7 protein-coding genes and 1 pseudogene are annotated in these 10,101 nt (G+C 60.7%); 2 read left to right on the forward strand and 6 right to left on the reverse strand.

Annotated elements, in window-relative coordinates; all coding sequences use genetic code 11:
* Window positions 1–11 precede the first annotated feature (11 nt).
* From mscK to DK870_RS29895, 4 genes and pseudogenes are all read right to left on the reverse strand, one after another.
* Window positions 12–3,350, reverse strand: a complete 3,339-nt coding sequence (gene mscK / locus DK870_RS01705; RefSeq protein WP_090367235.1) for a mechanosensitive channel MscK — start codon at window positions 3,348–3,350, stop codon at window positions 12–14.
* A gap of 49 nt (window positions 3,351–3,399) precedes the next feature.
* Window positions 3,400–5,142 carry a potassium/proton antiporter gene (locus DK870_RS01710; protein ID WP_060755169.1) on the reverse strand — a complete coding sequence of 581 codons (1,743 nt, stop codon included), beginning with the start codon at window positions 5,140–5,142 and terminating at the stop codon, window positions 3,400–3,402.
* Window positions 5,143–5,487: 345 nt separating this feature from the next.
* Complete coding sequence (locus tag DK870_RS29890) at window positions 5,488–6,360, reverse strand: methyl-accepting chemotaxis protein (RefSeq protein ID WP_372241628.1); 873 nt, start codon at window positions 6,358–6,360, stop codon at window positions 5,488–5,490.
* A gap of 30 nt (window positions 6,361–6,390) precedes the next feature.
* Window positions 6,391–7,143, reverse strand: a pseudogene (locus DK870_RS29895) (MCP four helix bundle domain-containing protein); the annotation flags it as partial.
* A gap of 246 nt (window positions 7,144–7,389) precedes the next feature.
* On the opposite strand from DK870_RS29895, the gene DK870_RS01720 reads away from it, so the two are divergent.
* Window positions 7,390–7,620 (forward strand): hypothetical protein, encoded by a 231-nt coding sequence (locus tag DK870_RS01720; protein ID WP_058423524.1) that lies wholly within the window; start codon window positions 7,390–7,392, stop codon window positions 7,618–7,620.
* Window positions 7,617–7,907, forward strand: a complete 291-nt coding sequence (locus DK870_RS01725; protein ID WP_161547735.1) for a cell division protein ZapA — start codon at window positions 7,617–7,619, stop codon at window positions 7,905–7,907. Before DK870_RS01720 ends, DK870_RS01725 begins: the two co-directional genes overlap by 4 nt.
* On the opposite strand, the gene DK870_RS01730 is transcribed toward DK870_RS01725, so the two are convergent.
* On the reverse strand, window positions 7,904–9,706 hold the full coding sequence (locus DK870_RS01730) for an acyl-CoA dehydrogenase (protein WP_161547736.1): 1,803 nt from the start codon (window positions 9,704–9,706) through the stop codon (window positions 7,904–7,906). The genes DK870_RS01725 and DK870_RS01730 overlap by 4 nt on opposite strands.
* Before the next feature lie 163 nt (window positions 9,707–9,869).
* Window positions 9,870–10,061 carry a hypothetical protein gene (locus DK870_RS01735; RefSeq protein WP_161547737.1) on the reverse strand — a complete coding sequence of 64 codons (192 nt, stop codon included), beginning with the start codon at window positions 10,059–10,061 and terminating at the stop codon, window positions 9,870–9,872.
* Between the last annotated feature and the right edge of the window lie 40 nt (window positions 10,062–10,101).

The following is a 10,101-nucleotide window of genomic DNA, read 5'->3' on the forward strand; positions in this document are numbered from 1 at the left end:
GGATAACGCCGTTAGTCGAGTTTGCTGGGCGGCGGTTCTTGCACACCGCCGTCGTTGGCGGGCTGGGTCGGCGGGTCGACTTCCACCAGTTTGTATTCCTGGCCGTGCAGGTTTTTCAAGTAAACCTCCATCTGGCGGAACGAAATGTTGATGTGCTCTTTCTTGAACTCGCGGTTGATAAAGCGGTTCACTTCGTCGATCACCGGGTTGCGGTCGCCCAGGTCACGCACGTGCATGCGCAGTTCGTGGTCGAGGGTGCTTTCGCCGAAGTTGAGGAAGTACACATGCGGCTCCGGCTCCTTGAGCACCCGCGGGTTTTCGCGGGCAGCCTTGAGCAGCAGCTCTTTCACGCGGTCCAGGTCGGAGCCGTAGTCCACGCCCAGTTTCAGGGTGACGCGGGTGATGGTGTCGGTCAGCGACCAGTTGATCAGTTGCCCGGTGATGAATGTCTTGTTCGGGACAATGATGTCTTTGCGGTCGAAGTCGGTAATGGTGGTGGCGCGGATGCGGATCTTGCTCACCGTGCCCGACAGGTTGCCGATGGTAATGGTGTCGCCAATGCGCACCGGGCGTTCGAACAGGATCATGATGCCGGAGATGAAGTTGGCGAAAATCTCCTGCATCCCGAACCCCAACCCCACCGACAGCGCCGCCACCAGCCATTGCAACTTGTCCCAGCTCACACCGAGGGTGGACAGGGTAGAGACGAAGCCGACGCCGGCAATCACATACGACAGCAAGGTGGTGGTGGCGTAGGCGCTGCCCTGGGCCAGGTCCAGCTTGGACAGCACCAAGACTTCCAGCAGGCCGGGCAGGTTGCGCGCCAGGGCGAAGGTGATGCCGACGATGATCGAAGCGCCGAGCAGGTCGCCGATGCTGATCGGCACCATGCTGATGTTGGCGCCGGTGCCGCTGGTGTATTCGTAGAGGGTCACGTTGTCCAGGTAGGAGAACACGGTGATCAGGTCTTTCCACACCCAGTACAGCGCCGCAATGAAGCCGCCCAGCAACGCCAGGCGGATTAGGCGCATGGATTGTTCGTTGACCTGCTCGATATCCAGGGTCGGTTCTTCGATCACGGCTTCGCCATCACCGGCCTCCTTGGCGGCCTGGCGCTTGGCCAGGGCCCGGGCATAGGCCAGGCGTCGTGCGGCAACGCCCAGGCCGCGTGCGAAAGTGGCCTCGATGACCAGCCAGAGCATCAGCAGGTACAGGGTGTTGATCAGACGGTCGCTGAGTTTGAGCGCGGTATAGTAGTAGCCGAAGCACACCGCAATAAACAGCGCGATGGGCAGGGCGGTAAACACCAGCCCTACGACTTTTCGGAACAGCGAGGCTTTTTCGTGGGTTGGGCTGTTCAGCAGCAGGCGACCGAGCAGCCAGGCCATCAATGCGTAACAGGTCAGTACCACGCCGATGCCCAGCACGTCGTCGGCCAGCGCCGCCGGTTGATGTTCGGCGATGGCCACCACGGCAACCAGCGCCAATACGACCAGCCCGAGTTTGCGTATCCAACCCTGGAGAAAGGCCACCTGAGGCCGCTCCCAGCGGAAATGCAGTTCAGCCACACCGCCCGGTGCGAGAATTCTGTAGGCGGTGTAGAACACCAGCCACGCTTGGGCAATCAGCAGCAGTGCGACGCCCAGGTTGGCGTTTTGCCCGCGAGCGTCGATCTGCAGGGCATAGCCGCACAACGCCAGGCCCAGGGAAACCGGCAATGCCAGCAGGATATTGATCAGGATCGCCTGCGGTGTGTGCCACTGGCTGTCGCGCTTGAAGTGGCCGATGTCCAGGTGGACCTTGTTCAGGCGCTGGTACAGGGCTTTGCGTCGCCACAGCAGGGCACCGATCAACAGCAGCAATGGCAGGAACAGCAGCGGGCGTTGAGTCAGGCCGTCATACAGTTCGCTGACGCTGGAGGCCCAGGGCAACGTGGTGATCTGCTTGCTCAGGTGATCCGGTACGGTTTCCAGCCATTCGGTATCCAGCGGCTTGTTGCTCGGGATCCAGAACATTTGCTCATCCAGGGTCGCGCGCAGGTTGCTGGCGGTGCTGAGCAGTTGTTTCTGGTTCAGTTGCAGGGTGATGGATTCATTGAGCAGCGCGCTCAGTTCCCGGCTCAGGCGCTCCAGCAGGTCGCTACGCGTGATCGCCAGTTCCAGCAGAGTACGGCGCAGTTGCGGGGTGACTTCATCCGGCGGCTGGTTGGCCAGCAGGTTATCGACATAGCTGCTGGGGGTGCTGATCAGCTCGCGTTGCTGGTTGACCTCGAACTGGTACAAGCGAATGTTGGCGATGTCGTCTGCCAGGTTGCGGTCGACGGTGAGGCGCGGCAACGCCTGCTTTTGCTTGTAGAGGATCTTGGACAGCAGCAGGCTGCCCTTGAGCACGTTGATTTGCTCGTCCAGGGCCGAGTCGCTCTGGGTCACGGTGTCCAGTTGTTGTTTGGTCTCCAGGTTCTTCTGGGTCAGGTCGTTGAGGCGGTCGGTGCTTTTGAGCAGGTAGTCGGAGAGCTTGAGGTTGGCTGCGCTCTCGGAGGCCAGCAGGCTGCTGCTGCCGGCTTTTTGCGCTTCGATGGACTGCTGGGTCACCGTCTGTTGGGACTGGGCCAGGCGCTTCTGGTTGATCAGGGTTTGCAGGTCCTGGATCTCTTGTTCCAGGCGGGCGGTCTTTTCGACCACCAGATCATGCTGGCTGTTGCCCAGGTCTTGCAGTTGGCTGTTGCCGGCCAGTTCCTGGCGGCGCAGCGGGATCAGCGCATTCAGGGAGGCGAGTTCGGCATTCAGCTGGTTGCGCTGGTCGCCGCTGAGGGTCTTGCCGTTGTCTTTACCAAGCTTGAGGGTCGCGTTGATCTGCTGGATACGCGTCTGGCTGTTGCTGATTTCGGTCTGGGCGCGTTCGGGGCGGGTTTGGGCGGCGATGGTCAGGCTGTTGGCGTCGGCCAGTTCCTTTTGCAGGTCGCCTTGCTGGGTGGAGCGTTGCACCAGCAGTTGCTCAAGCTGCGGCACCGGCAGGCTCGCGTAGCGCTGCGCCACCGGGATGATTTTGGTGGCCTTGAGCCGCACCAGTTCGCGCTGGTTTTCGCTGGTCTGGCGCGGAGCGTCTTCCAGTTGGCGCTTGAGGTCGATGAGGCGCTGCTCGTAATCCTGCTTGTTGCCCAAAAAAGTCAGGGTCTGTTGCAGGATGGTCTGCAGCGCCTTCATATCGGCATCGGGCAGCTTGCGGTCGGGCAGCTTGTCCAGGCTTTGCTGGATGGCGTCGGCGCTGGGCGGCTCGGCGGCATGGACGATGCCGACACACAGGGTCAGGCTCAGCAGGGCAGTGGCGAGATAAGTGCGCAAGGTTGGCATAGAGACCGGTCGAGCAAGGTGAAGAATCGGGGCATTGTGGCCCCGCAGTTTAGAGGAAGAGTCCGGGGCCCGGGCGACTTCCTTCGGGAAATCTGACGCCGACTTTACCAATCTTGTTCCCGTCCATGACAGCGACGGTCCAGATGGTGTTGTTCCATTCCACCTGGTCGCCGACGATAGGTGCGCCGCCGACTTTCTGGGTGATGAAGCTGCTCAGCGGCATGTCCGGGTCGATGCCTTCGAGCTTGAGGCCGTACAGGGCCGACACCGCGCCCAGCTGGGCGTCGCCTTCCAGGACGAAGTCGCCGAAGAAGCGCAGATCCAGCCCGCGTTGCGGCGCCTGGCTGAACAGTTTGCCCAGGGCCGGCAGGTTGTGTTCGTGACCGATCACGCAGAGCAGATCGTCGACTTCAAGCACCGTACTACCCGACGGATGGAGCAGTTGCTGGCCCCGGAACAGGGCGGCGATCCGCGTGCCCTCGGGCATTTTCAGTTCGCGCAGGGCGGCGCCGATGCACCACTTCTCCGCGCCCAGGCGGTAGACGAACAACTCCCACTCACTGGTGACGTGTACTTCCAGCGCTGCACGGGAGATCGGTGCCGGTTCCGGCGGTACGGTGACCTTGAGCAGTTTGGCCACCCACGGCAGGCTGGTGCCTTGCACCAGCAACGAGACCAGCACGATAAAGAACGCCAGGTTGAAGTACAGCTGCGCATGGGGCAGCCCGGCCATCAGCGGGAATACCGCGAGGATGATCGGCACCGCGCCGCGCAGGCCGACCCAGGCGATAAAGGCTTTTTCGCGACCGTGAAACGCCTTGAACGGTAACAGGCCGACGATGACGGACAGCGGTCGCGCAAACAGAATCATCCACAGCGCCAGGCCCAGAGCCGGCAGGGCAATCGGCAGCAAGTCATGGGGCGTGACCAGCAGGCCCAGCACCAGGAACATGCCGATCTGTGCCAGCCACGCCATGCCGTCGAGCATATGCAAAATGCCATGACGGCTGCGCACCGGCCGGTTACCGATGACCAGGCCGCACAGGTACACGGCGAGGAAGCCGCTGCCATGCAGGGCGTTGGTCAGGGCGAATACCACCAGGCCGCCGGCGATCACCAGGATCGGGTACAGGCCGGTGGCCAGGTTGATGCGGTTGACCATCTGCAGCATCAGCCAGCCGCCGCCCAGGCCGATGATGCCACCGATGCCGAACTCGCGGATCAGGTGCGTCAGCAGGCTCCAGTGCAGGCCGGTCTGGCCGCTGGCGAGCATGTCGATCAGGGTCACGGTGAGGAACACCGCCATCGGGTCGTTGCTGCCGGACTCGATTTCCAGGCTGGCGGTAACCCGTTCGTTCAGGCCCTTGCCGCCCAGCAGCGAAAACACCGCGGCGGCGTCCGTGGAGCCGACGATTGCGCCGATCAGCAAGCCCTGGATGAGATTCAGGTCAAATAGCCAGGCCGCCGCCATGCCCGTCAGGCCGGTGGTAATCAACACCCCCACCGTGGCCAGCGATAACGCTGGCCAGAGTGCCACGCGGAAACTCGCCACCCGCGTGCGCAAGCCGCCGTCGAGCAGGATCACGGCCAGGGCGAGGTTGCCCACCAGGTAGGCGGTCGGGTAGTTGTCGAAGATGATGCCGCCGCCATCCACGCCGGCGACCATGCCCACGGCCAGGATGATCACCAGGATCGGAATCCCTAGGCGGGACGAAAGGGAACTCACCAGAATGCTCGCACCCACCAGCAACGCGCCGATCAAGAACAGGCTGTTGATGGTCGTTGCATTCAAAGGCGGTACTCCAGGGCTGGGAAGACGGGCGCAAACTGACCATGCAGTCTGCGTGCCAGCGATTCTAACCTGTTGAATTGCTGCGCTGTCAAAAGCTTTTCGGCAGGCTCCGATACAAACAATTTCCCTGTAGTGAGCGGGCTTGCCCCGCGCTGGGTGGCAACGCCGCCCCAACAAAGATACCGCGGTATTTCAGAAGGACCGAGGTGCCTGGGTTCGGGGCGGCTGCGCCACCCAGCGCGGGGCAAGCCCGCTCACTACAGATGATGTGTTCTACATTCCACCATTTAACTCACTGGCATTAGGGCTTGCCCTCTCCCACATTTTCAAGCCAGTGGTGTCCAGTCAGAGGCGGAAACGGCTCACCATCCCGTTCAAATCCACTGCCAGGCGCGACAACTCACTGCTCGCCGTACTGGTTTGGCTGGCACCGGTTGCCGACTGCACCGACAGATCACGAATGTTCACCAGGTTACGGTCCACTTCACGCGCCACCTGTGCCTGTTCTTCCGCTGCGCTGGCGATCACCAGGTTGCGCTCGTTGATCTCGGTGATCGCGGTGTTGATAGTGTCCAGGGACATGCCTGCCCCTTTGGCAATGTTCAGCGTGGATTCTGCGCGTTCGGTGCTGTTACGCATCGAGTCCACCGCATGCCCGGTGCCGGTCTGAATGCTGCCGATCATCCGTTCGATCTCACTGGTCGATTGCTGAGTGCGGTGGGCCAGCGCCCGCACTTCATCGGCGACCACGGCGAAGCCACGACCGGCTTCACCGGCACGCGCCGCTTCAATCGCCGCGTTCAAGGCCAGCAGGTTGGTCTGGTCGGCCAGGCCGCGAATCACGTCCAGCACCTTGCCGATGTCACGCGATTCGTTGGCCAGCTCGCCAATCAGGGTGGCGGTGGCTTGCACGTCGCTGCTCATGCGTTCGATGGCACTGACGGTTTCCTGTACCAGATCACGTCCGTCGCCGGCCGACGTGGTGGCGTTGCGCGAGGCCTCCGAGGTGCTGACCGCATTACGTGCGACTTCTTCGACGGCGCTGGTCATCTCGTTGACGGCAGTGGCAGCCTGTTCGATTTCGTTGTTCTGCTGGGTCAGGCCGCGAGCGCTTTCGTCGGTGACGGCGTTCAGTTCTTCGGCGGCGGACGCCAGCTGGGTGGCGGAGCCGGCGATGCGTTGCAGAGTGTCGCGCAGCTTGTCCTGCATCTTGGCCATGGCGGCCAGCAGGCGGCCGGCTTCGTCGTTGCCGTCGACCTTGATCGGGCGGGTCAGGTTGCCTTCAGCCACTTCTTCGGCCGCTTCCAGAGCCTGGGAAATCGGCACGGTGATGCTGCGGGTCAGCAACCAGGCGAACAACAGCGTCAGCCCCGTGGCGATGATCAGCAGGCCCACTACCAGGTCAAAGGCCATGTCGTACTGGTTTTTGGCTTGCAGGTTGGCGGCATTGGCATCGTTGTTATTGATGTCCAGCAGGCGGGTCAACACGGCATTGACCTGCTCGGAGTTGTCCAACAATTGCGTGTTCAGCAGGTCGCGCAGGGCTTCGATCTGATTGGCGCGCGACAGGCTCTTCATGCGTTCTTCAATCTGGTGGTACTGGCCCAGCAGGCGTACGTACTCCTCGTAGGCATTGCGTTCTTCAGGGCTGCTGATCAGCTTTTCGTAGACGGCCTGGGCTGTGCGGATCTGCTGATTGCGCAGGTCGAAGGCATCCAGGGTCTTTTGCTGCACGTCCGGCTCGCGGTTAGTCAGCAGGCGGTACGACAGCACTCGCAGGCGCAGGGTCAGTTGGGTGAACTCGTCCAGGGCGCGGATGCTCGGCACGCTGCTCAGGGTGATGGCTTCGGTGGCTGCGCGGATCTTGCTCATCTGGTTCAAGGCGAACACGCCCAGACACAACATCAGTGCGCCAATAAACGCGAAGCCGAGGAAGGCCCTCGGAGCGATATTCATATTACGGAGAGACATGCGGGAATCCTGGGAAGAAGCGCGATCCATGCGGTCTTTAGACGGGTATATATCGGCTATCGGCCATGCGACTAAAGTCTTAAGGGCGTGCGCGCTTTTGTCGCATCGGACGAGGGGTTAAACCGATTCAGGAACCAGATGGGGGAATTGCAGTCACTAAGGCTCCGAAAGTGCGGCCCGGCCCTTAAAAAACGGGCTGCGCGCCGGGGATAAGCCTGGCATCCGAGGTGAATTTTCTTTATCGTCACCGCCCTTTTAAAAGCCCGAGAAATCAAAATGTTAGAAGCATCTCTCAGTCAATTGGAACAATTGGTCAGCGACCTTGTACAGCAGAACCAGGACCTGCTGGGCAGCAACGAGTCCCTCAAGGCGGAACTGGCCCGCGCCAAGGACGAAAACGACAGCCTGCAACTGAGCCTGATGGAACAGGAAGAAAAGCACGGCGCCACCGCCGCTCGCATCCAGGCGTTGGTTGAGCGTGTGAGCGCAGGGCCTGTCAGCGCATGAGTGAAGGGATAAAGGTCGTTTCGATTCTCGGAGAGGATTACTCGATCAAGGCTCCGGCCGGGGAAGACCAAACCCTGATGCACGCCGTGACCCTGCTCAAGGCCTCGTTGGCCACCACCAAGAAAAAGTACCCGACCCTGATCGGTGACAAATTATTGGTACTGGCCGCGCTGAACCTGTGCGCCGAGCAGATCGAAATGCAACAGCGTCACCAGCAGGAGCTCGACCGTTACCAAGAGCAAGTCAGCGCCACGGTCGAAGTGATTTCCAAGGCCATCCAGCCCTAGAACCAGTCATCCTGCATCCCCAGGCACGTATCGTCGCGTGCCTCCAGAATCGCCAGTTCATGATGGCAGCTCGGCACTTCCCAGGTCAGGAAGTACCGGGCAGCCTGGAGCTTGCCTTTATAGAAGGCGACGTCGGCCGCATTCCCCTTGGCCAGCCCTTCCTCGGCGCGTATCGCCTGTTCCAGCCAGCGCCAGCCAATCACCGTATGCCCGAACACTTTCAAATACAGCGCCGAGTTCGCCAGGCTGCTGTTGACCTTGCCTTGGGCCAGATCCGTCAGCAGGCCGATCGTCACGCTTTGCAAGCGGTTGACCAGGTGTTCCAGTGGCTCACGCAATGCGTTCAGTGACGGATAGGCCTCTGCCCGTGCGCCCGTCTCGGCGATCAATCGAATCAACTGCTTGAGACCCGCACCACCGTTCTGCGCCAATTTACGCCCGAGCAAGTCCAGGGACTGAATGCCATGGGTCCCTTCGTGGATCGGGTTCAGGCGGTTGTCGCGGTAATACTGCTCAACCGGATATTCACGGGTGTAGCCGTGGCCCCCGAGAATCTGGATCGCCAGTTCATTGGCCTTGAGGCAAAACTCCGACGGCCAGGATTTGACGATAGGCGTGAGCAAATCCAGCAGCTCGTGGGCTTGCTTGCGCTCGGCCTCGGTCTCCAGAGTGGTGGTGTCGTCAAATAGCCGTGCGGCGTAGAGGCCAAGGTCGAAGGCGCCTTCCACGTAGGACTTTTGGGTCAGCAACATGCGCTTGATGTCGGCGTGCTGGATGATCGAGACCGGTGCTGTCGTAGGATCTTTGCTATCGGGCAGGCGGCCCTGCGGGCGCTCACGCGCATATTCCAGTGAGTACAGGTAACCGGCATACCCGAGCATCACGGCGCCCATGCCGACACCGATGCGTGCCTCATTCATCATCTGAAACATGCAGCTCAGGCCCTGGTGCGGTTTGCCCACCAGATAACCGATACAGTTGCCGTTATCGCCGAAGTTGAGCGCAGTGGAAGTGGTGCCGCGCCAGCCCATTTTGTGAAACAGCCCGGCCAGCAGCACATCGTTGCGCGCGCCGAGGCTGCCATCGTCGTTGACCAGGAACTTGGGCACGATAAACAGCGAAATGCCTTTCACCCCGGGCGGCGCATCCGGCAGCTTGGCCAGCACCATGTGCACAATGTTTTCCGACAGCGGGTGGTCGCCGCCGGAGATGAAAATCTTATTGCCCTTGAGTCGATAAGTGCCGTCGGCGGCAGGTTCCGCGCGTGTGCGGATATCCGACAGCGACGAGCCGGCGTGGGGCTCGGTGAGGGCCATGGTGCCGAAGAAGCGGCCGTCGATCATCGGCTGCAGAAAGCGCTGTTTCTGTTCTTCGGTGCCGAAGCTTTCGATCAGGTTGGCGGCGCCCATAGTCAGGAACGGGTAGGACGTCGACGCCGCGTTGGCTGACTGAAAATGCGCGAAACAGGCTTGAGACAGCAGAGTGGGCAGTTGCATGCCGCCGGCCTCGAAGCTACGGGCGGCATTGAGGAAGCCGGCTTCGAGGAAGGCATCCACGGCGGGTTTCACTTCCGGAATCAGAATTGCCGCACCGTCTGCATAGCGCGGCTCGTTTTCATCGTTCTTGCGGTTATGGGGGGCAAAGTACTTTTCAGCGATGTTTCGCGCCGTGCCGATCGCGGAGTCGAATGTCTCGCGGTTGTGCTCTGCAAATCGCTCGCGCTGGGTCAGGCCCTCGGCATCGAGGACTTCGTACAGCTCGAAAGCCAGGTTGCGGGAACTGAGCAGCGACTCGGACATGGCGGGTTACCTTTGGAGGAATTGGCCTGAGTCTAAGTGCGCGAATGGAGGCTGGATAGCAAGATTGATTTGGGTGATGGAGGGGCAGAACAGCGGAAGCTGGAAGATGTTGGGATTTATAAGGGTTGCGCTCCTCAGGCTGAGGAGCGCGACCGTGGAGCAGTCAGATTGTCCAGATATCTACCGTGACATTACCATCAGATTTTTTAGTGTAAATCTTATCGACAATTCTTAAGAGATTGTTTTTCGTCAGAATGTGCTCGCCGATTCTTGCACTCCTGATGAACTCTTGGTTGGAAATTTCGCCGGTAATTACACTGGCTTTACGAGTTGCATCGCTAACTTTTGTGGTCATCACACTCTCTCCTTGATTAGTGTTCCCCAAAAGACTGCAA

Origin of the sequence: Pseudomonas sp. Q1 (assembly GCF_009935975.1) — a bacterium.
Taxonomy (GTDB): Bacteria; Pseudomonadota; Gammaproteobacteria; order Pseudomonadales; family Pseudomonadaceae; genus Aquipseudomonas; species Aquipseudomonas palleroniana.